23 protein-coding genes are annotated in these 26,087 nt (G+C 52.4%); 11 read left to right on the top strand and 12 right to left on the bottom strand.

Annotated elements, in window-relative coordinates; genetic code table 11:
• Nucleotides 1–39: 39 nt before the first annotated feature.
• Nucleotides 40–1,056 (bottom strand): LacI family DNA-binding transcriptional regulator, encoded by a 1,017-nt coding sequence (locus tag B5D52_RS03075; protein WP_016147404.1) that lies wholly within the window; start codon nucleotides 1,054–1,056, stop codon nucleotides 40–42.
• Between the two features lie 481 nt (nucleotides 1,057–1,537).
• Here B5D52_RS03075 and chbG point away from each other — a divergent pair, with 481 nt between their 5' ends.
• From chbG to B5D52_RS03060, 3 genes are read left to right on the top strand one after another with little or no spacing between them, the layout of a single operon-like run.
• On the top strand, nucleotides 1,538–2,347 hold the full coding sequence (gene chbG / locus B5D52_RS03070; protein ID WP_016147406.1) for a chitin disaccharide deacetylase: 810 nt from the start codon (nucleotides 1,538–1,540) through the stop codon (nucleotides 2,345–2,347).
• A complete protein-coding gene (locus tag B5D52_RS03065) occupies nucleotides 2,344–3,762 on the top strand; it encodes a PTS transporter subunit EIIC (RefSeq protein ID WP_016147407.1) in 1,419 nt (472 codons plus the stop codon). Before chbG ends, B5D52_RS03065 begins: the two co-directional genes overlap by 4 nt.
• A 31-nt stretch (nucleotides 3,763–3,793) precedes the next feature.
• Nucleotides 3,794–5,119: a family 4 glycosyl hydrolase gene (locus B5D52_RS03060; RefSeq protein WP_016147408.1), complete on the top strand. Its 1,326-nt coding sequence runs from the start codon at nucleotides 3,794–3,796 to the stop codon at nucleotides 5,117–5,119.
• Nucleotides 5,120–5,179: 60 nt separating this feature from the next.
• Here the strand turns inward: B5D52_RS03060 and B5D52_RS03055 are convergent, their stop codons facing one another.
• On the bottom strand, nucleotides 5,180–5,911 hold the full coding sequence (locus B5D52_RS03055) for a MurR/RpiR family transcriptional regulator (RefSeq protein WP_016147409.1): 732 nt from the start codon (nucleotides 5,909–5,911) through the stop codon (nucleotides 5,180–5,182).
• A 242-nt stretch (nucleotides 5,912–6,153) separates the two neighbouring features.
• On the opposite strand from B5D52_RS03055, the gene B5D52_RS03050 reads away from it, so the two are divergent.
• From B5D52_RS03050 to B5D52_RS03030, 5 genes are all read left to right on the top strand, one after another.
• The gene (locus B5D52_RS03050) at nucleotides 6,154–6,444 is read left to right on the top strand and encodes an alpha-helical endospore appendage domain-containing protein (protein WP_242825622.1); all 291 of its coding nucleotides are present in this window, start codon (nucleotides 6,154–6,156) and stop codon (nucleotides 6,442–6,444) included.
• 126 nt (nucleotides 6,445–6,570) lie between these two features.
• Entirely contained in the window at nucleotides 6,571–7,764 is a 1,194-nt protein-coding gene (locus B5D52_RS03045) for a choice-of-anchor A family protein (protein ID WP_016147411.1), read from the top strand.
• Nucleotides 7,765–7,825: 61 nt separating this feature from the next.
• A complete protein-coding gene (locus B5D52_RS03040; protein WP_016147412.1) occupies nucleotides 7,826–9,112 on the top strand; it encodes a glycosyltransferase in 1,287 nt (428 codons plus the stop codon).
• 205 nt (nucleotides 9,113–9,317) lie between these two features.
• Complete coding sequence (locus tag B5D52_RS03035; protein WP_016147413.1) at nucleotides 9,318–10,487, top strand: PucR family transcriptional regulator; 1,170 nt, start codon at nucleotides 9,318–9,320, stop codon at nucleotides 10,485–10,487.
• Nucleotides 10,488–10,579: 92 nt separating this feature from the next.
• A complete protein-coding gene (locus B5D52_RS03030; protein WP_016147414.1) occupies nucleotides 10,580–11,839 on the top strand; it encodes a cytosine permease in 1,260 nt (419 codons plus the stop codon).
• Nucleotides 11,840–11,875: 36 nt separating this feature from the next.
• Here B5D52_RS03030 and B5D52_RS03025 read toward each other — a convergent pair whose 3' ends face one another.
• Nucleotides 11,876–12,913 carry an aminopeptidase gene (locus tag B5D52_RS03025; RefSeq protein WP_016147415.1) on the bottom strand — a complete coding sequence of 346 codons (1,038 nt, stop codon included), beginning with the start codon at nucleotides 12,911–12,913 and terminating at the stop codon, nucleotides 11,876–11,878.
• A gap of 123 nt (nucleotides 12,914–13,036) precedes the next feature.
• Between B5D52_RS03025 and B5D52_RS03020 the strand changes: the two genes are divergently transcribed.
• Entirely contained in the window at nucleotides 13,037–14,410 is a 1,374-nt protein-coding gene (locus B5D52_RS03020) for a Sapep family Mn(2+)-dependent dipeptidase (protein WP_016147416.1), read from the top strand.
• A 319-nt stretch (nucleotides 14,411–14,729) separates the two neighbouring features.
• Here B5D52_RS03020 and B5D52_RS03015 read toward each other — a convergent pair whose 3' ends face one another.
• From B5D52_RS03015 to B5D52_RS02970, 9 genes are all read right to left on the bottom strand, one after another.
• Entirely contained in the window at nucleotides 14,730–15,401 is a 672-nt protein-coding gene (locus B5D52_RS03015) for a PHP domain-containing protein (protein WP_016147417.1), read from the bottom strand.
• Nucleotides 15,402–15,425: 24 nt separating this feature from the next.
• Nucleotides 15,426–16,181, bottom strand: coding sequence for an HAD family hydrolase (locus B5D52_RS03010; protein ID WP_016147418.1), 756 nt, complete (start codon nucleotides 16,179–16,181; stop codon nucleotides 15,426–15,428).
• Between the two features lie 17 nt (nucleotides 16,182–16,198).
• Nucleotides 16,199–17,155: an endonuclease/exonuclease/phosphatase family protein gene (locus tag B5D52_RS16035; protein ID WP_178139591.1), complete on the bottom strand. Its 957-nt coding sequence runs from the start codon at nucleotides 17,153–17,155 to the stop codon at nucleotides 16,199–16,201.
• An 88-nt stretch (nucleotides 17,156–17,243) separates the two neighbouring features.
• Nucleotides 17,244–18,245 carry a LacI family DNA-binding transcriptional regulator gene (locus B5D52_RS02995; RefSeq protein WP_016147420.1) on the bottom strand — a complete coding sequence of 334 codons (1,002 nt, stop codon included), beginning with the start codon at nucleotides 18,243–18,245 and terminating at the stop codon, nucleotides 17,244–17,246.
• A gap of 13 nt (nucleotides 18,246–18,258) precedes the next feature.
• Nucleotides 18,259–18,696: a hypothetical protein gene (locus B5D52_RS02990; protein ID WP_016147421.1), complete on the bottom strand. Its 438-nt coding sequence runs from the start codon at nucleotides 18,694–18,696 to the stop codon at nucleotides 18,259–18,261.
• 49 nt (nucleotides 18,697–18,745) lie between these two features.
• Nucleotides 18,746–19,939, bottom strand: coding sequence for an ABC transporter substrate-binding protein (locus B5D52_RS02985; protein ID WP_016147422.1), 1,194 nt, complete (start codon nucleotides 19,937–19,939; stop codon nucleotides 18,746–18,748).
• Between the two features lie 54 nt (nucleotides 19,940–19,993).
• Nucleotides 19,994–21,115 carry an ABC transporter ATP-binding protein gene (locus tag B5D52_RS02980; protein WP_016147423.1) on the bottom strand — a complete coding sequence of 374 codons (1,122 nt, stop codon included), beginning with the start codon at nucleotides 21,113–21,115 and terminating at the stop codon, nucleotides 19,994–19,996.
• A gap of 56 nt (nucleotides 21,116–21,171) precedes the next feature.
• On the bottom strand, nucleotides 21,172–23,010 hold the full coding sequence (locus tag B5D52_RS02975) for an ABC transporter permease (RefSeq protein WP_016147424.1): 1,839 nt from the start codon (nucleotides 23,008–23,010) through the stop codon (nucleotides 21,172–21,174).
• Nucleotides 23,011–23,043: 33 nt separating this feature from the next.
• On the bottom strand, nucleotides 23,044–23,802 hold the full coding sequence (locus tag B5D52_RS02970; protein WP_016147425.1) for an HAD family hydrolase: 759 nt from the start codon (nucleotides 23,800–23,802) through the stop codon (nucleotides 23,044–23,046).
• Nucleotides 23,803–24,048: 246 nt separating this feature from the next.
• Here B5D52_RS02970 and B5D52_RS02965 point away from each other — a divergent pair, with 246 nt between their 5' ends.
• Nucleotides 24,049–24,927, top strand: a complete 879-nt coding sequence (locus B5D52_RS02965; RefSeq protein WP_016147426.1) for a PfkB family carbohydrate kinase — start codon at nucleotides 24,049–24,051, stop codon at nucleotides 24,925–24,927.
• Between the two features lie 96 nt (nucleotides 24,928–25,023).
• A complete protein-coding gene (locus tag B5D52_RS02960) occupies nucleotides 25,024–26,061 on the top strand; it encodes a LacI family DNA-binding transcriptional regulator (RefSeq protein WP_016147427.1) in 1,038 nt (345 codons plus the stop codon).
• Nucleotides 26,062–26,087: the final 26 nt, after the last annotated feature.

Raw genomic sequence — 26,087 nt, 5'->3', positions numbered from 1 at the left:
TCGTGTGTAACCGGTTACATATCCGGGTAAAAAAATGGATTATCCATCCATTTTTTCGCTGCCCTTAAGAATGAGCCGGTGCGGAATCATGCAGATTTGCCGCTGTTTGTCCGGGTTTTGCATGCGTTCAAGCAGTACTTGCATAGCTAACCGTCCCATCTGTACGGTGTCGCGCGCCACGCAGCTGAATCCATAGTTTAAGATATCCAATTCCGGGATGTGGTCAATGCCGATGACCGCGATATCTCGTCCGATCTGCAGGCCCTTCTCGGTGACTGCCTTCAAAAATCCCAGCGATGTCAGGTTATTGCTGGTCAGGACAGCCTGCGGACAGTCATCCGATTCCAGCATGCGCTTTGCGGCTGCATACGCCCCTTCGATGGTGAAATCGCCCTGGTAAATATGCTGTTCGGACACCGGGTAGCCGCCGTCCTGCGCGGCCTGCAAAAAGCCTTCATAACGCTCCCGCGCAATTTTCAGGCGCAAATCTCCGGTAATCATGCCCAGCGTTCGGTTTCCCGCCGCAATCAACGCTTCCGCTGCGCAGTATCCACTCTGGTAGTTCTCAAAGAAGACCCCGTCCCATTTGGAACCGGGAAAATCACGATCCACCACCACGGTCGGCACGTTCAGTCGTTCCAGATAGCTATACAGCCGTCGATTGACCGCCGCGTCCGAATCCTGCGCCGGTGTGATGAGCAAACCGCGCACGCGCTGCTGCTCCAAAGCCAGAATGGCACGCTCTTCCTTGTCGCTGTTGTTGTCGCTGTCAAAGTAAAACGAGGTAAAATCGGTCTGGTCGATCACTTCACCGATGCCGTGCAGCAATTCTCCAAAAAATGTATTGGCGATCTCGGGTACGATGACGCCGATCGTATTGGTCTCGCGCCGGGACAGATTGACCGCCGAAGCCGACGGGCTGTAATGGTACTGATCGATCACCGCCTGCACGCGCTCACGTGTCTTTTCATTGACATAGCCGGTGCGATTGATAACGCGCGAAACAGTCGCCTTGGAAACGCCTGCAATCTCGGCAATATCCTGTATTGTAACCATATAACACTCCCCTTTTTCCGGGTTGCTCGATGTGTAACCGCTTTCCTATCGTTGTCTGCATTATATCATTTTCCGCTTTTATTGTCAATCTCATTTTTCTATTTTTTACGTTTTTACCATGAAACTTGTCATTTCTTATGCAATTTACACCATTTTATAAACATGTAACCGGTATCCTCTTTTACTCTAACATCTTGCAGAATGATTCCATATCCATAAGGAATATGATGGAAACCGCATCTTTCCTATCACAATCCCCCTTTGTTTCCAGAAATCTCCATTTTTCATGCTCTATCATTCTGTTTTTCGCCGCATTCTGTCTCAAAATGTCGTTTTTCACAAATCAGCAGAATGAGATTTATCCAATTTTCATAGACACAAAAAACATCTTTTTGTAAATTGTTACCAAAGCCTCTCGGCCTATTTACACTGCAAATGGCAATGTCTATACTAAGGTCAGTCCAAACAAAGGGGAGAGAATATGAAACATCTGATCTTGAATGCGGATGACTTTGGTTACTCCTACGGAGTCAACTATGGCATTATCGAGAGTCATCTGCGCGGCGTGCTCACCTCGACCACGCTCATGGCCGGAATGCCCGGATTCGATCACGCGGTCTCTCTGGCCAAGGCGCATCCTTCCTTGGGTGTAGGCGTGCACCTGACCTTGACCTGTGGCCGTCCGGTACTGACCGACCACAAAACCCTCACCGAACCCAACGGTGATTTCCATTCCCAGGCTTACTATCACAATGAAGAACAGCCGTTAGACAAAGATGAAGTCTACCGTGAATGGAAGGCACAGATTGAAAAGGTGCTTGCAGCCGGCATCGAGCCGACCCATCTGGATTCTCACCACCATGTACATACGTTCCGCGGTCTGGAGGACGTTTTTGTCCGTCTGGCACGCGAGTATGACCTGCCGGTACGAAATTCCAGACGCGACTGCACCGACAATCACGTGCAGGGTGTTCCGTGTCCGAACTATCTCGTCGATTTCATCGAGGGTTCGGGTGCACATTTCCACACGCCGCTGACCGAGTATGCACCGGCGATCGAGTCCAACATGCACCGCATCCTGCTCAAGGCGTTCAAGACGCTGGACTGCGTTGAGATCATGTGCCATCCGGCCTATCTGGATACCGCCGTCATGCTGCACTCTTCGTTCAACCTGCACCGCATGTGTGAGGTCGATCTGCTCATCAGCCCGGCCACCAAGGCATTTATCGAACAGTTAGAAGACGTTTCCCTGGCAAATTATAAAACATTTTATCAGGAGGTACGCAAATGAAAGCGGCACTGAACAGTTTTAAGAAAAAATTAGCACAACTCGGCCGATCTATGCTCGTTCCGGTTACTGCCATGCCGGTTGCCGGTATCCTGTCCCGTATCGCTTCCCCGGATATGCTCAATATCCCGCTGCTCAAGTCGGCCGGTGATATCGTATTCGGCAACATGGACATTCTCTTTGCACTCGGTGCCGTTGTTGCCTTCGCCAAGGCGAAGGACAAGGTATCGCCCATGGTTGCGAGCTTGCTGTCCATCCTGGTACTCAAGTCCACGCTGGCTGCGCTCGACGAGACCATCAGCATGGGCATCTTCGCTGGTATCATCGTCGGCTGCTTCACCGCATGGATCTTCAACCACAGTAAGGATTGGAAGACCCCAAAAATCTTCGACTTCTTTACCGGTGAAAAGTTCGTTATCACCCTCGCTCCCATCGCAACCGTTGGTCTCGGCTATGTGCTGAGCTTTATCTGGCCGCCCATTCAGATGGTACTCGACGGCTTCGCAATCGGTATTGCCAAGCTCGGCGCTGTCGGTGTCTTTATCTTCGGTTTCCTCAACCGTCTGCTCATCCCGGTCGGTCTGCATCACGTCTTTAACTCTTACATCTACTTTAACCTCGGCTCTTACACCCAGGCAGACGGCACGGTCGTTACCGGTGAGATGACCCGCTTCCTCGCAGGCGATCCCACTGCCGGCCTGTTCCTGTCCATGTTCTTCGTCGTTATGATGTTCGGTCTGCCCGGTGCCGCACTGGCTATGTACAAGTGCGCAAAGAAGCGCAAGAGCGAAGTCAAGGGTCTGATGACCTCCTCGGCCATCACCTCTTTTGTCACCGGTATCACCGAGCCCCTCGAGTTCTCCTTCATGTTCGTTGCACCTCAGCTGTACTTTGTTCACGCACTGTACACCGGTCTGGCAGGCGCTGTCTGCTACCTGCTCGGCATCCGCATCGGCTTCTCCTCGGGCGGTAACATCATCGACCTCGTACTCAACTGGGGTCTGGGCAGCAATGTCATCCTGATTATCCCGGTTGGCATCGCATTCTTCGCACTCTACTACTTCACCTTCCGCTTCCTGATCGTCAAGTACAACCTCAAGACCCTGGGCCGTGAGGATGACTTCATCGATTCCGAAGAAATCACCGAGGAAGAAAAGAATGCAACCCTGTCCAACAAGAACTACGCTTACATTGCGAAGAAGATCGTCGAAAACCTGGGCGGTGCTGCCAACATCGAAAATATTGGCCACTGCATGACCCGTCTGCGTGTCGAAACCAAGGACGCTTCGCTGATGAATCTGGAGAAGATCAAGCAGATGGGCGTCAAGGGCGTTATCACCCTGTCCGATACCAGCGTACAGATCATCATTGGTTCGGAAGTTCAGCAGGTTATGGCTGAAATCGAGCAGATCATCTAAACCGTTTTCCACGACTCAGGAGGCCTTTCCCATGAAGAAAAATAAATTTGTCGTCGTCGGCGCCGGTTCTTCCTACACCCCCGCCATCGTCGCCGTCCTGCTCTCGCGCAAGGACGACCTCAAGCTCAGCGAAGTCGTTCTGTACGATATCGACGCAGCCCGTGTTGCACGCACCGGTCAGTTCTGCGAGTTATACGCCCGTGAGCATGCGCAGGACGTACCGGTCTCGTACACCACAGACATCGAAACCGCATTCCGCGGCGCTGATTTCCTGTTTGTTCAGATTCGTCCGGGCTGCAACCAGCAGCGCGAGAAGGACGAAAAAATCCCGCTGAGCCATGGCATTCTCGGTCAGGAAACCTGCGGTCTGGGCGGCTTCTCCTTCGCACTGCGCTGCATCCCGGCAATTCTGGACATCGTAGGCAAGGCACAAGAGATTTGCCCGAACGCATGGATTCTCAATTACAGCAACCCCGAGGCTATGATCTCCGAGGCAATCTACCGCACCTACCCCAACGCCAAGGCACTGTGCATCTGCGATATGCCCATCTCACAGGAGGAGACCATCGCAGACTTCCTGGGTATCCCGCATAAGGATCTGACCTTCAAGTACTTTGGCCTCAACCACTTCGGCTGGTTCACCAACATCTACGACAAGGACGGTAACGACCTGCTCCCCGCCCTGCGCGAGCGCGTACTGTCCGAGACGGTCAGCCTGGTCAACGCAGAGGCCGAAGAAAAGCACGACAACTACTGGGGCGAGATGTACCAGCATGTGATCGAGGGCTTCCAGGCATACCCCGAGTTCCTCCCGCTCGTCTACATCTCTTACTACTACTTCCACAACGAGATCGTCTCGCACATGGACCCCAACTACACCCGTGCAAACTATGTACTCGATGTGCGTGAAAAGGTCGTCTTCGACGACTGCGAGCGCTGCATCGCAGCCGGTACTACCAAGGACAGCTCGCTGCATACCGGTGTACATGGCAACTACATCGTTGATATTGCAAACGCAATCATCAACAACACCCATGAACGCTTTATCATTAACACCATGAACCACGGCGCAATCGGAAACTTTAACCACGACGCTGTGGTCGAGGTTCCCTGCTACGTCAGCGCTGGCGGCATCGAGCCGGTTTCGGTCGGCTACATCCCCCAGTTCCACAAGTCCCTCATGGAAGCACAGAAGGGCTACGAGAAACTGGCCGTCGAAGCTGCGCTGACCGGTTCCTATCAGAAGGCACTTCAGGCCGTCCTGCTCAACCGTACTGTCCCCTCCTACGCTGTGGGCAAGGCCGTCCTCGATGAGCTGATGGAGGCAAATAAGGATTACTGGCCTGAACTGAAGTAATTTCGCACTCCGTCAAAAGAAAACAGCCGCAGAAATGCGGCTGTTTTTTCATACACAGATTTAAATTTGATGATTGTAGATCGCAAAGATCTCCTCAAAGGCTAAAATGCAGTAGCCGAAGAAGTAATTGGCCTGCAGGTTTTCCGGGTCAAAAGGATGGCTGTCTTTGATGATGAACACCGTGTCACAGATGCGGCTGAGCTCGCTGCGCGCATTGCCTGTAAAGACGACCGTTGGAATCTGTGCCTTCTTGCACTTTTTGGCCACCTCTACACCGGCGATCGAATTGCCCGACTTGGAGATAATGACCATCGCGTCCAGTTGGTCACGGAAGTTGCGCACAATGGTGTCTGCGCCCAAGTATTCTTTGCGGATTACAATACACGCGTTGCCCAGCAGCTTTTTCTCCAGATATTCGGCAAGCAGCGCCGAGTGTCCCTCGGCTTGAATGCAAATAAATCCCCTGCGTGCCAAAATACGGAAAAAGATCTCCAGCTTCTGCATGTCATAGATAAAATGAATCTGTTCGCGCAATTCTTCCGGCAGGGTATTGGATGCCTGGTTCATTTCATTGCGAAATGAGTATACCATCTCACGAAAGCCTTCAAATCCCAGCTTTTTCGCCAGACGCATGACAGTCGCCGTCGAAGTGTACCCCTTCTGCGCGACACCGCGAATACCAATCTTAATCGCTTCATCTGTATTCTCTACAAGATACTGCATCACGCTTTTTTCTGTCTGCGACAGCTTTACATCCTTTTGCAGTCTTGCAACGACAGTTTGGTCGATCATAATAACCTCTTTTCCCCGATCATGCACTGAACATTAGGTAGCATTCAATCGGTCTGAAATGGTGTTATCATATTATATCATAGTTATTCTCAAAATTTAAGTGCCGTATTGGAACATTGCATCCTTCCTGTCTCCGTCCTAAAATTTGACACCGATTGTCACCAATCGCCCGAAATCTACATAGGATACTGCGAGCGCACGCTCAAAATCAAATTTCAAAAGGAATGTGAGTAATCATGGGCATGCCCGTTATTACCCCCAGTATCACCACCAGATCGCAGACGATCACCGATATCATTGAGTCGGTCGCACTGGAAGAAACCGCACTGTCCCATATTCTGAACGCAGAAGGCGAGAAGATTCAGAAAATGGTCGCGATGGACGACGTCACCCCCGAGATGCTGCTGGCCACCAACAAGTCGGTCGAATCCATGGTCAATGCGGTATCCCGACTGGAAATGATCCTCCAGTCCAAGCTGTCCACCTTTGATGGCTGTATGTGCCCGGCCGCAGACTCGACCACACAGCCGTAAAACCTTCACATTGCGGGCGGAGCTTCTTGTCGAAGTTCCGCCTTTTTTGTGGAACAACACCCCTTCATAGGACATAACATGAACTGTATGCCGCGCGGCATCATAACTTTTATGGAGGATAAAAATATGGCAATCAATTTCGGCTCGGCCGGCGAATATAATGTATTCGTATTCGGCAACTTGAGCCTGAGCAACACCGATGCAGAAGGCCGGGTTGCAGTCGGCGGAAACGCGACCTTGAGCAACTACGGCGTCGGCGCAAGCATTCTGCCTCTGCCCTCGTCCGGTTCGGACGCATCGCTTGTTGTCAACGGTGACCTCGATGTATCCGCAGGCTCCAATGCATGCGGTAATACCATCGTGAGTCCCAGCAGCACGGTGATCAATTACACCATGGGCAATCCCAACGGTTCCCTTCTCACCGCAACCCCGATCGACTTTGCAGAAGCCGAGCGATACTTAAAGTGCGCTTCTATTTTCTGGAGCGGACTGGTGCCCAACGGAACGGGTACGGTCGTCTTCGGACAGCTCAATCTGACCGGTATCGACGAGACGCTCAACATCTTCCGCTTTGACAGCACCAACATCTACGGCACCGGTCTGGCACTCAACCAGCTCAACGGCATCAACATTATCGCGCCGGCAGACTCCACCATCCTCATTACCGTGGATGGCTCGAACATTCTGTACGGCAGCTACCAAATTTTCCGCAACGGCATCGCCGCTTCGCGTGCAGACGCATGTAAAATCCTGTGGAACCATCCCGATGCACTGACCTGGTCGAACAGCACCACCGCTATTTACGGCTCGGTACTGGCGCCCTTCGCTGCCGCAACCACGACGTTTAGTCAGATCAACGGCAACATCATCTTTGAATCCTTTACCGGCAATGCGGAAAGCCACAACGAACTGTTTACCGGCGAACTGCCTGAGCCAACCGTGTGTCTGTTGACGGACTCCACGACCACCAGCTCCACCACTTCGACGACTTCTACTACGATGACTACCACGACAACGTCCACAACCACCGCTACGACTTCCACCACGACAACCACCACCGCAGCCATCAACCCCAGAATCCAGGCCGTCTCCGATCTGTTTGAATCCATCGCCTTGCAGCAGGCCGCTCTGTCTCACATTCTCAATGCAGAAGGCGAGAAACTGCAAAAAGTGCTGTCCTTTGACGACATTGCACCGCAGACCATCCTGCTGACCAATAAATCGGTGGAATCCATGGTCAATACCATTGCCAATCTGGAAACCATCCTGAAATCCAAGCTTGACCTGTTCAGTGACTGCATCTGCGGTGACGGTAACTAAATAAGATTTGGCGCAGTGGGGTCTTCCTGCTGCGCCAAACATTCAGAAAGCGAGTGTAATTATGAAAGTTGCCATTTTGACCATGTTTTCCGGCCTGTCGACCACCTATTCTCTGGTCAATGTTGTGGCGGATCAAATCAAAGTGCTGCTCGATGCCAATGTTTCGGTCAAAGTTCTGGTCTGTGAGACCTGTCCCGACAGCGAACGCACCGGTATTTTCTCCGACGCGCGTCTGGAATGGGTCAAAATCACAAACACACTGAACGGTCAGCCAATCGTATGGCATGATTATTCGGGTGCTTCAGGTACGGTGCACGAGACTTTTTTTGCGGAAGCTGATGCAATCGCAAAGGATTTCGCTGCACACTTGCAGGACGTGGATGTCTGCATCCTGCACGATATTCTCTATCAGGGCTGGCATCTGGTGCACAACATCGCCATTCGCAAGGCACAAAAACAGCTCCCGCATGTGCGGTTTCTATCCTTCACCCACTCCCTGCCGGTCAACCGTCCGCAAGAGATGGAATATCCCTTTTCTGCACGTTTTACCGACATGCCACGCACCAAATTCATCTATCCCACCTATTCCGGCATTTCTGCGCTGGCCAAACAGTATGACGTTCCCGAGGGAAAATGCGCAGTGGTGTACAACACCCTCCCACTCGTCCCATCCATGAGCGCACCCGTGCAGGCGGTAGCCGATGCCATCGACCTCATGCACGCCGATGTGCTGGCCGTCTATCCGGCAAGACTGACCACCGGAAAGAAATTCGAGAAAGTCGCAGCACTGGCCGGTGCGATCAAACATGCGACCGAAAAGAATACCAAGGTGATTTTCTGCGATTTTCCGAGTGCGGATATCTCCAGCAAGGTCTATCAAACCATCATCCGCACCGAAGGCAAAAAATATGGTCTGTCCGACGCGGATATGCTCTTTACCTCCGAGATCGGATATCCCGACGGTTTTCCCCGTCAAAGTGTTTTCGAACTGTTCACCCTATCCAACCTCTTTATCTGTCCCTCTTACTCGGAATCCTTCGGGCTCACCGTACTCGAAGCCGCCAGCCGCGGAAACTCTCTGGTCTTAAATGAAGCTGTCCCCGCGCTCAAAGAGCTAGGCGACAAGCTGGGTGCTTATTTCATGCGATGGGATGCACGCAACTTCGGGTTTGATACCCACGAAAAATACGCACCGTCGGAAAAAGACTACTACGAGGAGCACAGCCGCAGGATCGTTAACCTCATGCGGGAAGACCGCAGCCTAAACGCAAAAACCCTCGTCCGCAGTCAGTACAGCGATGCGTGGATCCGCAAAAATCAGCTGATGCCTCTGCTCAACATCGAATAACTGGTCTTTCTCTGCAAACATAAACCAAGCCCTCTGGGATCAGGCAAGCGTCCGTTCCCTGAGGGCTTTTTTATATGCTTCCTCTGCGGAAGAAAGAATTTTCTCTGCAAATCCTACACCATCACTTGACAGCTTTGCCACATGTCTTACAATAGAAAGAAAAAGGCAACAGGAGGCCAGCGCTGGGCTGGGTGATGGAACATTTATGAACGTATCGCTGCACTATATCTTGGAAAATCCCCTTTTTGAACACGCGCAGCTGCTGGCTGGTGCAGATGGCTGCTTCCGTACCGTCGAGCGCGTATCGGTTTTTGACAGTCCGTTCGGTATGGATGTCATTGAACAGGGTATCATCGCTCCGGGTGACTTCTTCGTCACCGGTCTGCTGCAATTCAGCGCGGATTCTGACGCACTTTTTGAGGTGTTCCGCGTTCTGATTGCCGGTCAGTGCAGCGGTGTCTGCCTCATTGCACAGCAGCCTGTACTCATTAACGACCGTATCCGTGCACTGTGCGATCAAAACCACTTTCCAATCGTTTATCTGTCCGATGACATCGCTTATGCACAGATCATGGACACCATCAACCGCTATATCGCGATTGAAAATCTGAACCTCATCAACCAGCTTCGTCTGGACAAGATCTGCAACGATCAAACCACCGCTTCCGAGCGCATTCATCTGCTCGAAAGCATGAACCGGCAAATCGGCAGTCAGATCATGGCGGTCTGCTTTCTCGGCCGCCTGCAATCGCAGCTCGCCGGTTTTGAGTGGAACACGCTCTGGCTCAGCCGTGCGGGCGACATTTACATTGACGAGCACCAGAGCCGCATTATTTTGCTCAGTGCCGATGACGCACACGCGCTCCGCGTGCATCTGGATGTCACCCGAAACACGATTGCACAGTATTTTGAACAGACCGTGCTTGGCATCAGCCGCAGTTATCCCCGTCACTGGGTGGCAAAAGCCGTACAAGAGGCGCGCATTGCACTGGACATGGCCTGCGCAGAAGGCGTAAGCGAGCAGTCCTATGATCCGCTTTCTATCACACAGCTGCTCTTTCCGCTGCGCAACTCGCGCGAAGCACAGGATTTCTGCGCCGCTTTTACCCATGCGCTGCGCGCGGGTACTTCCCCCGAAGGATGCCGTGAGCTGTGGAACACCCTGCAAGTCTTCGTGCACTGCACAGGTGATTTCAAAAAATCGGCTCAAATGCTGCGTCAGCACGAAAACACTGTGCGCTACCGCATCAACCGCGTGAAAACGCTGCTGAACATGGAGCATGACCCCATTCGTTTCTACGAAGCCGTCGGCGCAGCCGTCCACCTGCATCAGATTTTACGCCGTGACCCAGAGTTTGAAGATCTCCTAAAATAAAACATCATTTTTTGTAATTTTTATAAAGCACCGCGTGAGATTTTCTTGTAGTATTGTTTTAATGAAAAAAATCAAAGGGGTGCTTTTCTCTCGTGAAGACAACAGACAAGACCGAAAGCGTTGTGCTCCAACCGGTACCGATGGAAGAACGCAAATCCTGGCTTGATGTCGCACTCATCCAGGCCGGTATTCTGATCTGCGTACCCAGCCTGATGCTGGGCGGTATGCTGGCACAGGCCATGCCGATCGGACAGGCCATTCTCTCCGGCGTGATCGGCTATCTGATCACCGCACTGCTGATGGTTGCAGTCGGTATTATCGGCAGCGATCTGGGAGTTCCGACCTGCGTCGTCGCCTCGGGCAGCTTTGGCCAGCAGGGTTCCTCCAAGCTCATCAGTGCCCTGTTCATGATCTCCATGATCGGCTGGTTTGCCGTACAGAACGGTGTATGCGGCTCGGCATTCTCCAACCTGCTCAGTCAGGCCTTTGGCTTTGAGCTCCCGGTTGCCGTCTCCACCATTCTCTGGGGCGTCATCATGCTCATCACGGCGGTCTACGGCATCAACGCGCTGGACAAACTCAACAAGTTCGCCATTCCTGCCCTGGTCGTCGTCACCTGCATCGGCTGTGTGATGGCAATTTCCCGTTTTGGCACGGCAGCACTGTCCGAGCCCATTGCACAGACCATGTCCTTTGCCGACGGTGTGGTTTTAACCGTCAGCTTTATGGCAACCGGTGCACTCAACGCGCCCGATTTCACCCGCTATCAGCGTACGCGCCGTGACACCTTCCTGTCCTCGGTCATCGGCGTCATGCCCGCTGGCATCGCCATGCTGGTTCTGGGTGCAGTCATGACCCGAATCGCAAATCAGTATGATATCTCGCTGGTGTTCTGCGACATTGGTCTGCCCGTTCTGGGTATGGTTGTGCTCATTCTGGCAACTTGGACGACCAATACCACCAACGCTTACAGTGCCGGTCTGAACGCTGTCATGGTCTTTGGTCTGGCGGAAAACAAGCGCTCGGCTGCGACGGTTGTACTCGGTGTCATCGGTACGGCACTGGCTGCCATCGGCATTGCCGGATATTTCGAGGCTTTCCTGTATCTGCTGGGCGACATGTTCATGCCCATCGTTGGCATCTTCCTGATCGAGTACTGGGTGCTGGCGCACGGCTCGGTCAAGTTCTATCAGCCGCGCGACGGCTGGCATCTCAACGGCTTTATCGCCCTGATCCTCGGCTTTGCTTCCACGCGCCTGCCGTTCGGCGTCTCCTTCGTCAATGGCATGGTGGTCGCTGCCATCGTCTATCTGGTGCTGGAATCGATCCTGCGCCGCAAGCAGGTAAACTAAACAAAAAAGGATCGCAAATGCGATCCTTTTTCCAACTCAGCGATTGGGCAGCGGCGGAACCAGCGCGGCAAGCGCCTCCTCCACGATTTTGCCCTCGTCCATGATCTGTACGCCATCCAGCCAGACCGACGAATTCAGGCAGATACCGTCGCAATGCGACTTGGCGTCCTGTCCGTGCGGCGGTGCATCAAACGGGCTGACATAGCCGATTCCCCATTCGGTAGAACCCCAAATACGCTCGTCCTCGACAATGTTTCCGGTCAGGATTGCACCCGGATTGAAGCCGTACGCAATATGTGCCAGCTTGAACATGCCCGGGTCTTCAAAGCTTTCCAGATGCTTGCGGAACACAGCAGCGTCCTCACCGCCAGTTACTTCGGTAATAACACTGTTCTCAATGGTCAGGCAGATGGGCGCGTCAGGAATGCGACCAAACGGCGGCGTCACCGAACCGTCAAACACAATCTTGCCCTGAATGGTGCCAAAGCGCGGTACGACGTTAATCTGACCGGTCAGCATGTGGATGCCCGGCTTGGAAGCGTCGCCGCAGTCACAAGCGGTATAATGCTTGGGCTCAATTTCGAACGATACGTCACAGCCTGCCGGTGTGGTGACACGCATGTGCTTTGCGTTCTTGGTGCGCTCGGTCACAGCCAGCATAAAGTCGCGCAGCTGTGCGGTCTCAACCTGTCCGATCGTGCGGATCATCAGTGCCTCATTGAAATCTACCAGACACATATAGCGCAGCTTCTTGTTCTGTGCCTCGGCGCGCTCGAATGGGGTCGAATACAGCAGCCACTGGTGATTGAACTCGATCCACACATCGGCGTACAGCAGCATACCGCTGAGGGCATCGAGTGCCAAATCAGGATCGGCTGCCTTGCCCACGCCGCGCGGGGTCGGCATCTGTACCTTGAGCGGATGTGCACCGACTGCATGGGCACTCTCATATACCGCCTGCACGACGGCTGCATCCGAATCGTCGTCGGCTGTGATGACCACGGTCTCACCGGGCTGAACGGCAAAAATCTCGCGGATCAGCTTGTCCGCAGCATTCTGTAACAAAGGATTCATGGAAAATCACCGCTTTCTATCTTATTCTTGTTCATTATACTGGATTCCCGCGCGGTGTTCTTTGGAGTGAATCCAAAAATCAACAAAGGAAATTGAAAAGATTTCAAAAAAAGGAGTCAACCTATGGAACGTTTTGTAGACCAGCATCTGTCGGAAATGATCACACAGTTATCGAACCTCGTGTCGCTTGAAAGTGTATACGATCCGCAAGACACCCAGCATCCGCCGTTTGGCAAAGGGGTTTCGGATGCACTCCAGGCGGTTCTCGAGTTGGGTCGTTCGTTCGATATGCAAGTGCGCAATGTGGACGGCTACGCCGGTGAGATCACGGTCGGCACTGGTTCGCGCATGATCGGCATTCTGTGTCACATCGACGTCGTTCCCGCCGGTGCAGGCTGGAACACCGAACCTTTTGCGCTGACCGAACGCGATGGACGGTTGTACGGCCGCGGTTCGTCCGACGACAAGGGACCGCTGATCAGTGCACTCTATGCCATGCGCTATTTGCAGCAAAGCGGCCAGATTCCGGACGACTGCTGTCTGCGTCTGATCGTGGGTGCCAACGAGGAGGAATCTTGGCAGTGCATCCGGCACTATCTGGCACACACCACCGACCTGCCGTCGGTCTCCATCGTCCCGGACGGCAATTTCCCGCTGATTTTCTGTGAAAAAGGCTTGCTGGATTTCGACCTGCACAGCGAATTTGTTCCCAACCATCGCGCACCCATTCAGCTGGCCGCATTGTCTGGCGGTACTTCGCGCAATATGATCCCGGATGCCGCGCAGTGTATGCTTCTATGCGCTGATGAGGCGACCGCGACAGACTGCCAGACCAAACTTGACGGCGTTGAGGTTGTGCGCGACGGCTTACAGCTGACCGTCTGCGCACAGGGAAAAAGCGCGCACTGCATGACACCGGAAAAGGGTATCTCTGCAATTACGCGCTTGATGGAAGCACTGTGCACCCTCAAAACAGATTTTTCTCACGCCGAGCTCGCGCAGGCCATGGTGCAGGCTGGCGACTATACCGGCTCCAAGCTGGGATTGGACATGCAGGATGAAGTATCCGGTGCTTTGACGCTCAATCTGGGTGTGATTTCCATGGATGCGTCCGGTGCCGTCCACATTCAAGCCGACATCCGTTATCCGGCATCGGCAAGTCAGGAAACCGTGCAAAAACAGGTGCGCAGCGCGCTGACCGGCTTCGGATATACCGAAGTCGATCACCTGCCGCCCGTCTATTTCGAGTCCAACGACCCGCTCGTGCGCACGCTGCTGGATGCCTACCAGCAGGTCACCGGTGATCGGGACAGCCAGCCGCTCGCCATCGGCGGTGCAACCTACGCCCGTGCACTGCCCTGCGCGGTTGCGTTCGGCCCGCTCTTCCCCTGGGAGGAAGAACTCGCACACGAGCCGAATGAGTTCTTATCCATCGACAGCCTGCGCAGCATGACGCAAATTTACATCTGTGCCCTGCGCAAGCTCATGGAGATGTGACAATTTCATAGATATAAGAAACAGCCGCTTGACGCGGCTGTTTTCTTTTATCTATTATCTCGCACGCTCTGTTTATGTTCGCATACTTTTCTAAATCTAATGATACGACTAAATAGGATTTTCATTCCGATTCTATCACAAGAAAGGAACATCAAAAAAGCGTTCAAGCCATAGGCTCGAACGCTTTTTTGCATATTCCCGGATGGATGGTATGCCCGCGGACACCGTTTTTCCGCAAAACCAAATATCCCAAATTATGGTGTGCCTTTTGCTCGGCAGGGCATACCAATCCGGTGTGAAGAGAAGAGAGAAAAGTTTGTCAGGGTTTTATGAGTGAATATTTTCCCGATCTGAGCAGCTGGGCGAAGGCAAAGCTGTCCTCGGGCAGCGTATCGGACAAAATACCGCCTTTTGCCTCATCGCCCGGTCTATGACAGTCCGACCCCGATGTCATAATCAATCGGTTGGCCTGCGCATATTCTAGTGCTAAATCATTTCTGCTATCATGTCGCGGGTTCAGGTTCAACACTTCTATTCCGTCCAGCCACGCGGCCGGTGCCGGACTACATTTTTTCCGGAACGGATGCGCCTGCACAAGCAATGCACCGTCTGCACGATAGGCCGGTACAAAACGTTCCAATCCACCCCGCATGACGGCATCAGGATCGGCGAGCAGTGCATGGTGAAAACCATACAGCAGATAATCATTGTCCGATTCATCAAAGCGAAGCTCCGCACCCTCATATACCCGGATGCCATAGCGTTCAGCTTCACGTTTCAGCCGTCGATATCCAAGCAGAAAATCTTCGGTCTTGCTGCCCGGTGTGGTCAGGTCGATTTCTGCATAGTCAAAACATTCGCGGTTGTAATGGTCGGTCACGCAGATCGCCGCATAGCCCGCTGCGGCATAAGCTTTTATAATCGCCTGTGCACCCAGCCATCCGCAATGACTGATATAAGTCGTGTGCAGGTGCGTCTCTATCTTGTACAATGTCGATCACCTCCGGAATTTTGCTTACAGGGCATCATCACGTGCGGCAAGCACATCAAGCAGCTCAGGGATGGATGTGATCCGTGCATCCGGCTGCCAATATGGGTCGGTTGATATGTCCTTCTGCGCGGTCAGTGCCGAGCCGATCTGCACGGCAAGCCCAAAGCCAGCCCGCTTTGCGCCCATGATATCACGTGAGCGGGTATCGCCCACATAAACGCAGTTTTCCGGCTTGCTCTGCATCTGCCGCAAGGAAATCTGAAAAATTCCCGGATGCGGTTTGCGATAGCCAGTCACACTCGACAACGTAACATCCTGAAAATAATCGCGAATACCATAATGCTCAAGCACATTAAAAACCGAATACAATGATGCCGTGTTGGAAATCACGCCTAATTTATATCCCCGTGTCTTGAGCGCTTCCAGGGTTTCCCGAACGCCTGGACGCAGCTCACGGTGATAATAGGTCACTTCCCAGAAATCTGCCAGTTCCTCGGCAATTTCTCCCACTTTTTCATCCGACAGTCCCAGACTGGCCAGATAATACATCGGCCAAATTTCCTCCGGTTTTTTTTCCAGCGCTGCGCCTTCGCTCCACGCTTTATATCGACTGACCCCCTGCTGAACCTGTTCCCAGAACACCGACTGTCCGCATGATACGGTCAGTCCATGTTGTTCCAACAGATCGAGCAAGCCACGTGCGGCCCGCTCGGCCGTTTCCTCGTTGTACCAGATATCTTCCAGCGTGCCGCCCATGTCAAATTGTACCGTGTCCAGCATGTGATCCCTCCTTTTTTCTAAATATACAGCTTGGCCCAAACGACATTGTGGTCGCTCAATTGCTGTCCAGAAAATCGTTTGAGTGCTTCCCCTTCCCGCGTGAACGTCCAATCGTCTGCACGGGTAGATGCAACCCGACTGTCTGCGAGCTGCACCCCGCGGTACAAAATCCAATCCAGCTGCAATTCTAATGTCCGACCATCGGGCAGCGGCTTGCGCCGCGTCATTGCACTGGCCGGCTGCCATGCATAACCGGCAATACGCGCCGCGTCAAACAGCGGCTCCCGCTCGGTCATCTCTTTCAGATGGCTGCGGTAAATTTCCGGATCGTCCGCAAGCAGCCGAATCATATCGGTGTCCCGTCCGTCAAAGGTGTTTGTATTGAGATCGCCGCCAATGATGACGGGCAGGCCGTCAAATACCTGGGCGGCATGCTTGAGGACCGCCTGCATCTGCTCCCGCCGTCCGATACCGTCCGTCCGGTTTTCCAGATGTACCGATACTGCGCCGATCTCACGATCTCCTAAGTCCAGTCGTGCAAAAACCGCACACCGGCCACCGATCCGGGTCTGCCGGTCGAAATACCAATTATATGCCTCGGGTAAGCGCAGCACCTCCGACCACACAATCGGCCAGCGGGACAGCAACGCATTGCCATGGAATCCTTTCTCCTCAGCTCCGGCGCTGAGCTCGACGAATTCCAATCCAAATACCGCGTGCATGCCCAGCCGCTCAGCCAGCACTCTGGTGGTATTTCCACCGCCCGACCGGATACATCCGTCATCGAGTTCATTGGCAAAAATCAGATCGACCGGTCGGCAATCCGGACAGTCCAGCAAAAAATCCGCGCATGCATCTGCGTATGTGCCGCGTTCCAGATTAAATACCGCCGCATACAGCATCCGATCAGGCGTTGGATGGTAAGCTGGCCCGTCAATATGTTCTGTGTGTGTGAACTGGGATATCTCTGACATAATCTGCGCCTGCGATTGCTGCGCAAGCCTTTTTCCCAGTGCAATTCTCTTTTGAAATTCCAATTTTTCCATGTACATTTTCCGCCTTTCAGCGCACCGAACGCGCCCGGCAAGTGCCACGAATCATCAACTCTGGTTTGAGCACATCCACCGTCTGTTCGGTACTGCCCCCAATCTGTGCCAGCAGCCGCAAAACTGCCGTATGGCCAATACGACCTTTATGCTGCGAGACCGTGGTCAGGTTGATGCGCGGCAGATCGGCATACGAAATGTTATCAAACCCCATCAATGACAGCTGATCGGGAATTGCAATTCCGCACTCATCCGCCGCCTGCAAAACCCTCAGGGCAATCCGGTCAGAGTAAGCAAAAATCGCATCGGGCAGATCTTTTTCGCGCAGAAGATGTTCGATCATACGATCGGTCTGCTGAGCACTATTACACTCGACCAATTCCTGTGCTTTCGTATCGGCTGTCTCCTCCATCGCTTTGCGAAATCCCCGCACGCGATATTGCCGCGTCAATGAATCGGTATGTCCACCCAAAAACAGGATATTGCGATGCCCTAAACACAACAGATACCGTGTCGCCTCATACGCGCCGCGCTTATTGTCGACTACGACATAGCTGCATGTGTCACTATGATTATTGCCCAGATAAATATGCGGGACACTTTGCAGCATCTGCTCTAGCTGCCGTGCTGAAGTGACCGAAACCGGAGCCAAGATCACACCATCTACCTGTTGAGACAGCAAGCCGTCCAAGGCTTCAGATTCTCGCACCGGATCACGCAGCGAACTGCATACCAGTACACGATAGCCGTTTTCCCTGGCGGTCTCCTCGACCGCCAGGGCGACACCGGCAAAATAATCATTTGAAATATCCGGTACCAAAAGTCCAATCGTTCGCGTTTCCCGTCTGACCAGTCCGCGTGCCGCAATATTGGGTATATATCCCAGTTCCTTGCACGCCGCGTTGACCTGTGCCTTAGTCTGCGCACTGATCTCCGGACGATCATTGAGTGCACGGGATACTGTAGAAAAGCTGACACCCGCGCGGGCGGCAACGTCCTTGAGTGTCACCCGTTTCATGCCATCGCCCTCCTTATCCCCACATGTTCGTCTGCTTGCGGCGGCTGAGTCTGTGATAAATGCTCCAGCTGATCAGATTGCCGAGCACCGCAGGCCCCAATCCATAAAGCGACACCAGATAAATCATGTTCACACGCGCGGCGGAATCAAGTGCCAGTGCGGCAACGTAAAACATCATAACCAGAACGGCAAGTCCGGCAAAGCTGTACGGTACGATGCGCTTATCCCGCAGGAAAAACAGCAGGCAGCAGCACAGGGTCCCTACAAGGGCAATCAGAACAATTTGTACCGCAGTCAGAATGGTTTGGTTTTGAATGGGTAAAGATTGCAGCGGGACAGTCAGCAGCGCATAGGCTAAGCCAAAGATCACCGCAAACAGCAGCGCACCGAAGAAATAGGACAGGATGCGCGGGCTCTTGCGCTTACCTTCCTTTGTGAAAAACAGACTCATTTTGTGTCTCCTCCCTTGCAGTGATCTTGTCCGTCCCTCTGCTTACTTTTTATCCAAGCAGTGTCCAGAAATCACGGACAACGTTGATATTGTCGTAAATTGCAACCGGATCGAACGCCGAGACATTCAGCTCCTCGTACGGAGTCGAGCCTTCTGCGGGTTCAATATCGTCGCGAACCGGCCAGCCGCCCAAGGTATTAAAGGGTTCATAGCCGCTCAAATCGCCGTCGGTGCCGCCCAACATGAAGCGAATGAGCAGCTTGGCAGCGTTCGGATGCTCGCAGCCTTCTACAACGTACAGAGTGTTGATAGCCGGGATACCAGTCGTCGGATACAGGTTGATGGGTGCCAGGCACCAGTCGTTATCGATATTCTTGCGCAGCTTGGACGATGCACAGAAGCCGATCGGCGGATTGGTCTGTCCCTTGGTACCGACTGCCTCGGCAATCTCATCCGAAGACGAGGTGAAAATCGGTTCATTATCGTGCAGGCGTTTGAGGAACTCATAGCCAGCATTCTCACAGCCCTCACTCAGGGTCAGTTCTTCGCCCGTCAGTTCCTTATATGCCACTGCCAGCTGATCGGGTACATCTCCCGTGCAGAAACCAGTGATCCAGGAACCCCAGGATACGTTGTCGAGCGGGTTCTGCATCATAATGCGTCCCTTCCATTCGGGCTGTGTGATCTCCCAGATATTACTGATGGGGGCACCGTCCGGGTAAGCTTCCGAATTATAGAACAGCTGGGTCAGTTCAATGTACAGCGGGACCTGCGTCTCGGTATACACCGGATCGATATGCGCTGCAATTTCGGTCGGCAAGTAGTTGTAGAAGACCTTGTTCTGTACGTACTCATTCCACAGCGAACCATCCTGATCCTTGATATGCACGACATCTGCGGTGTGCTGTCCGGCCTCGTGTTCACGGGTCACCTTCTCAAGCAGCTCATTGGTAGAGATATCGAAGGATTCACACTCGATTCCCGGATACTTAGCTTCGAATGCCTCGGCAATCTTAGTGCAGCGCGAGGAAATCGAGTAGAAGGTGACCTTGCCCTCCTGCTTGGCCAGCTCATAGAGCTCTTCTTCGGTCTGATCCATGTTGAAGATATCGGCATTGGCCTCCCATTCGGTCTCACCGTTCTCATTGACCTCTGCCGTCTCGGTCTTGCCGCCGCACGCGGTCAGAGACAAGGTCATAACGGCTGCTAACGCTGCGGAAATCCATCGTTTATGCTGCAACATTGATTTTTCCTCCTTTTTTCTGCGTATCAGGTTATATGGTTTCTAAATTATGACTCAACGGGAATACTTGACCAGTCTTTCACTCTGTTTGTCAAAGACGTTGATCTTCTTGGTATCCAGTGCGACATAGACGGTCTGGTCGGGGTTGTAATGAGTGATGCCCAGCGCCTTGATGACCATCGTTGTATCATCCTTCTTGACCGTAATCAGGGTCTCGGAACCTGCCGGCATGGAGGTGTAAATATGTGCCTCAATATCCGAGGGTGACAGCCGTGCGGTATTGATGCACAGCTGCTCAGGACGAATACCCAGGACCACCGCACCGCTTCCGCTCGTCGGTGCATCCTCTGTCATGTCCTCACGCGAGAAGGTCATGTCACCCAGCGGGCCATGCACGCGCATGCCCTTTGTGTCGTATTCCGCCTGCGCCTGTACAAAGTTAATACGCGGATTGCCGATGAAATCCGCAACATACAGATTGCACGGGTTGTTATACAGCTCGAGTGGCGGCGCGATCTGGACAATGACGCCCTCGCGGAAAATCGCGATCTTGGTCGACATGGTCAGTGCCTCGGTCTGGTCATGCGTAACGTAGATCATAGTCGTGCCGGTCTCGGTGTGCAGACGTTTGAGCTCGCTGCGCATGTCTACACGAAGCTTGGCATCCAGGTTGGACAGCGGCTCATCGAGCAGCAGCAGGTGAGGTTCAGAGGCAATCGCACGGGCGATGGCGACGCGCTGCTGCTGACCACCGGACAGTTCAGAGGGATAGCGGTCGATGTACTGCGCAATCTGCATACGCTTCAGTGCCGACTGTACACGCTTTTCCTGCTCTTCCTTCGACAGCTTCTGAATTTTCAGGCCAAACGAGATGTTCTCACGCACGGTCATGTGCGGCCAGAGTGCGTAGGACTGGAATACCAGATTCAGTCCGCGTTCGCTCGGCGGTGCGAAATGTGCCTCGGCAGCGTTGACGATCTCCTTGCCGTCAATGTGAATGGTACCGCCCTGCGGCTTTTCCAAGCCGGAAACAACACGCAGCGTAGTTGTTTTGCCGCAGCCGGACGGGCCGAGCAATGTCATGAAATCGCCGTCTTCGATCGTCAGGTTAACGTCCTTCAAAATATGGTTTTTACCGTAATATTTATCAATATGCCGCAGTTCAATCTTGCTCATAATCGTTACACTCCCTCATTTCTATTTCTGCCTGTCATTGTACTTGTGTCCGGTCATCAGCCGCCCATGCTCTTTGCCAGGTCAGCATCACCGAAGATGTTCGCAATCGCGTAAACCAAAAATACGATGGAGAACATAACAATCGCGACGCAATCCGATGCCTGAGGCGAGTTGCCGTTGGCGTACTGGAATGCCAGATACGGTAGCGTTGTGGTCTTGGGGGTCATAATCAGGATAATTAGGTCGAGTTCCTTCATGATCGATACGAAGATCAGCATGAAGCCCGAAATGAAACCGCCCTTGGACAGCGGGAATACGATGCGTGCAAAGCGTTTGAAGAAGCCTGCGCCCACGATGGAAGCTGCCTCTTCCAGCTCGCCGCTGATCTGGAGCATGTTGCTCGTACCGGCACGCGATGCAAACGGCAGGTGCTTGATAACCGAAGTCAGCGAAATCAGAGCGAATGTACCATACAGCGACGGAATAATGGTCACACCAAAGATGGTCTGGGGCGTGGAGAACATCGAGAGGAAGATACCGCCGAATGCGACCGACGGAATCAGGTACGGGATGAATACCAGCTGTTCTACGATTTTGCCGTGCAGCTTTCCGCGACCCTTTGCACAGATATAGCCTAGAATCTGGCCGAAGATCGTACCGAGAATACCGGTAACGAAGGTAAGCTTGATCGAGTTAAGCAGTGCGTTGATAAAGTCATCATTCTTAAAGATACCAGGCAGACCTTCCATAATGGTCGGATCCGGGTCACCAATCCAATAGTGCAGGGTGAAGTTGGACAGTGCATAGCTGCCTTCACGGAGCATAAAGGACTCCAGAATGAGCAGCAGAATAGGCATCATAATACCGACGATAAAGAACAGAATGAGTACGATCGTAATAATGGGCTTATGCATACCCAAACGGATTTCGGTCGAGCGTCCGCCCTTGCCGCCGATGGTTGCGTAGGATTTACGCGAACCGATCAACTTCTGGTTCATAAAGACCGAAATCGATGCGATACAAATGAGGATAAGTGCCATTGCAAACGCGGTTTCGGTGTTCTGTGACTTGTTATTCATATAGAGCTGGCTGGACAGGGTCACAAAGTTGACCGGATTGCCCAAGTAATTGATAACACCAAAGGTACCAATCGCCTTGGAGAATGTCAGGATGACTGCCGACAACATGGCAGGCAGTACGAGCGGGAAAGTGATCTTGCGCAGGATCATCATTTTGCCTGCGCCCTGAATCTCGCCCATCTCCTCAAGTTCGGAGTTGATCGAATTGAGCGCTGCCGAAACCAGCAGATATGCGTATGCGTAATAGTGCAGCGAAAGCACCAAAATGATAGCGACCGGGCCGTATGCCAGCCATTCCGGAACGTTAACACCCAAGCTGGTCAAAAATCCAGGTGCGCCACCGATACGTTCGGTCTTGAACATGGTCAGCCACGCCTGCGACTTACACCAGGAAGGAATCATGTACGGGATAATAACTGCAAGCGAGAAAAACTTTTTAAACGGCAGGTCGGTGCGAACCATAAGCCATGCAAGCACCGAACCGAGCGTAATCGCCAGAACCGAAACGCAAACACCGATCAGCAGCGAATTGAGTAGCGGCTGGAGCAGCAGCTTACCTGTCAACTCGCTGGCCAGCAGGCGGTGCCAATAGTAAAGAGTGAATTCGCCGGTCGTGCCGCCTGCCGAGCGTGCATCACGCTGCGCCAGTACAAAGGTGGTTGAGATCATGTCCAGCAGCGGCAGCACAATCAGATAGGTCAAAAGGGCAATCGCGATCAGTACAATAACGTTGTACGGATTGGTCACAACCTCCAAAATCTGATTCTTGATCCGTTTGGATTTTGAATAGCTTTGAATCTCCGCATTTGTTCTCATCAATATCCTCCCCTTTCCTGACCGATCCACATGTTAGGTCAAGTGATATCTTTTTTTGTGATCGTCCTGCAAAATAGGAATGATTTCCATCAAATTCTGAATCCGCACATCGGGCTCGAATCCTGCGTCCCGAAATGCCTGATCCTTATGATAGGTGCGCGGATTATCAATCTGGATCATCAGCGGCCACTCAGCCCATCGGGCACCGCGCACATCGCGTGAGATCGTGTCCCCTACATAGCATGCAGCCTGTCTGTCAACTCCAGCTTCTTTTAGTGCCAGATCAAAGATTTCCCGACGCGGCTTACGGATACCGCATTCACTGCTAAGCGTGAGCGTCTGAAAGTATTCTGCAATCCCGTATTCTTCCAGAATACGCGGCACAAACGTCCGACTCATAATGTTAGAAATGACTCCGAGCTGATAACCCTGTGCTTGAAGCGTCTCCAGCATTTCATGCAAACCTTTACGCGGCGTAATCTGTTTGCGACAGCGGTCAAACAGAAAACTCAGCTGCTCACTGATGGGTTCTAATCCCGGTACACCTGGCAGCATATACTCTGTCCAAATCTGCTCTCCCGGCAGTTCTACCAGATGTTCTTCTACATATTTTTTGTACTTTTTAGCGCCGCAGTCTATCTTTTGCAGTAAATCATGCGGTGTTCCCGCCTCTATGCCATGTTCTTCCAGAAGCTCATGCACCAGACTAGCATATCGGACATCTTGTTCCGGTGTGGCATCCTGGACGTGAATTGTTCCGCCGATATCAAAAAATACCGCCTGAATCTTCACAACTACCCTCCTTTTTGCTTTTCCGCTTTCCGTAAACGTTTCCAACATCTTTAATCAAATCTTATCACTAGGTTGTTTTCCTGTCAACGAGTTTTTACATTTCCTACGTTTTGTTCGATTTAGTTCTTTCTTTTTTGTGCGAATCATACAATAGATTTTCTTTCCTCACCCTGCTATACTTGGTTTTATCGTAATATGATTTACGAAAACGATTTCGTAATGCATTTTCGAAAGGATGGAAGCACTATGAAGTATGATCTTATGTTTATTGGTCCCGCAACACGCGACATCAACATCGATTACACCGGCCAAGTTGTCGAGGAAATCGGTGGCGCAGTCTATTTTTGCACTTACGCCGCGCGTTCTGCCGGTGCAAACGTGTACGCTTCTGTCAAGATCAGTCCCAACGATCCCGATATCCTAGATGCTTTTGATTTGGACACCGACCACATCGCGCTGCTCCCCTCACGAAAGACTACGCTTATGCGCAATACCTACTTTACAGCCGATCGGGAACGCAGAAAAGCCGAATGTCTAGCACAATCCGATTCCATTCCGCTGTCTGATATTCCCACAATCGACTGCAAGCTCTATCACCTAGCAGGACTGCTCTACGGCGATTTTCCGTTGGAACTGCTGGACGGACTGAAAAAACGCGGTATGCTTTCAGCTGATATTCAGGGATTTTTACGCCATAACGAGGATGGCCAGATGAATTTTCACGACTGGAAGGTTAAAAAAGAGCATTTGTCCGACTTTGATTTCCTCAAAACCGACGCAGCTGAAGCTGAGATCCTGACCGGCACCGATGACCGACGCAAAGCCGCCCAGATCCTACACGACTGGGGTGCAAAGGAAATCCTGATCTCTCACAACCAGGAAATGCTGGTCTATGACGGTACCCACTTCTACACCTGTCCAGTCAAAGCGCGCAATCTTTCCGGCCGTACCGGTCGCGGCGACACCGTATTCGGTGCATATCTAGCACAACGTGTTCAAAATATCCCTATCCCCGATGCCCTGCTCTTCGCCACTGCTGCAGTGTCCCTCAAAATGGAATCTCCCGGCCCACTCCGTGCTTCCACCGCAGAAGTCTGCGCATATCGCGATACATTTTTCAAATAATCGTTCTTTCCCGATTTCTTCTCCCAAAAAACTTGTATTTTTCCGCGTTTTTCAGTATCATAATGTTAAGAAAAATTTGATAGGAGGATTCGGGAGATGAAACGTGTCACCATCAAAGACATCGCACGCATCGCAGGAGTATCCTACGCAACCATTTCCCGCGCACTCAGCGGTTCCAGCGAGGTCAGCGAACAGACCCGCAAACGAATTCTGGAAATCTGCAAACAGGAGGGCTACCGTACCAACGCACTTGCACGCAGCCTGACCTGCAGCAAAACCAACGTCATCGGTTTGGTTGTTCCGGACATCACTAACCCATTTTATGCAGAACTTGCGCTCGAAATCGAAACATTTGCACGGCAAATGCATTATAACGTTATGCTGTGTAATAGCATCCACTACGAAAATAACATCGGGGAACTTATGGACTTCCTGATCAGTCATCAGGTCGACGGCATCATTCTAGGCAGCTCACGCAACGAGGCGCGTGCCTGCCTGCACGAATACCACAAGACCATCCCTTCGGTGCTTCTGGGGGCATCCATCTCTGATGAAGATGAATATTGTGTCAACGCCGTCAGTGTGGATAATCGCGCCGGCGGGCGCATGGCTGCTGAATATCTGCTCGAGCTAGGTCATCGGGATATCACCTATCTTGGTTTCCGCCCGTCCAGTATTACCCACCAGCTGCGCTATCACGGTTTCCTTCGTGCAATGGAACAGCGCGGTTTGACCCTCAACGTGATAGAAAACCCAGAAAACAGTTCTTCACTTCAGGCCGGTTATCAACTGGGCAAGCAGCTTTTTGCACAAGGGCTGACCTGTACTGCGATTTTCGCTGCAACCGATTCGCTCGCACTCGGCGTCATTCAGGCAGCAGATGAATTTAATATCCGCATCCCGGAAGACGTTTCACTGCTTGGCTTTGACAATATCAGCTATGCAGCGCTACCCAAAATCACATTGTCCACCATCGATCAGCGCAAATCTGCTCTGGCCGAATCCGCAGTGCGTCTGCTCGTCTCACTGATTGAGCAACCATCCAACGACGGATACGCACACCACATGATTCGTCCCGCGCTGATCGAGCGTCATTCCTGTGCTGCACTACAGCTTACTAAACCTACACCCTAAAATGCATTAAAAAAAGCCGGACATTT

Origin of the sequence: Butyricicoccus pullicaecorum DSM 23266 (genome assembly GCF_900167005.1) — a bacterium.
Lineage (GTDB): Bacteria > Bacillota > Clostridia > Oscillospirales > Butyricicoccaceae > Butyricicoccus > Butyricicoccus pullicaecorum.
This window is presented reverse-complemented; position numbering and strand designations above follow the sequence as displayed.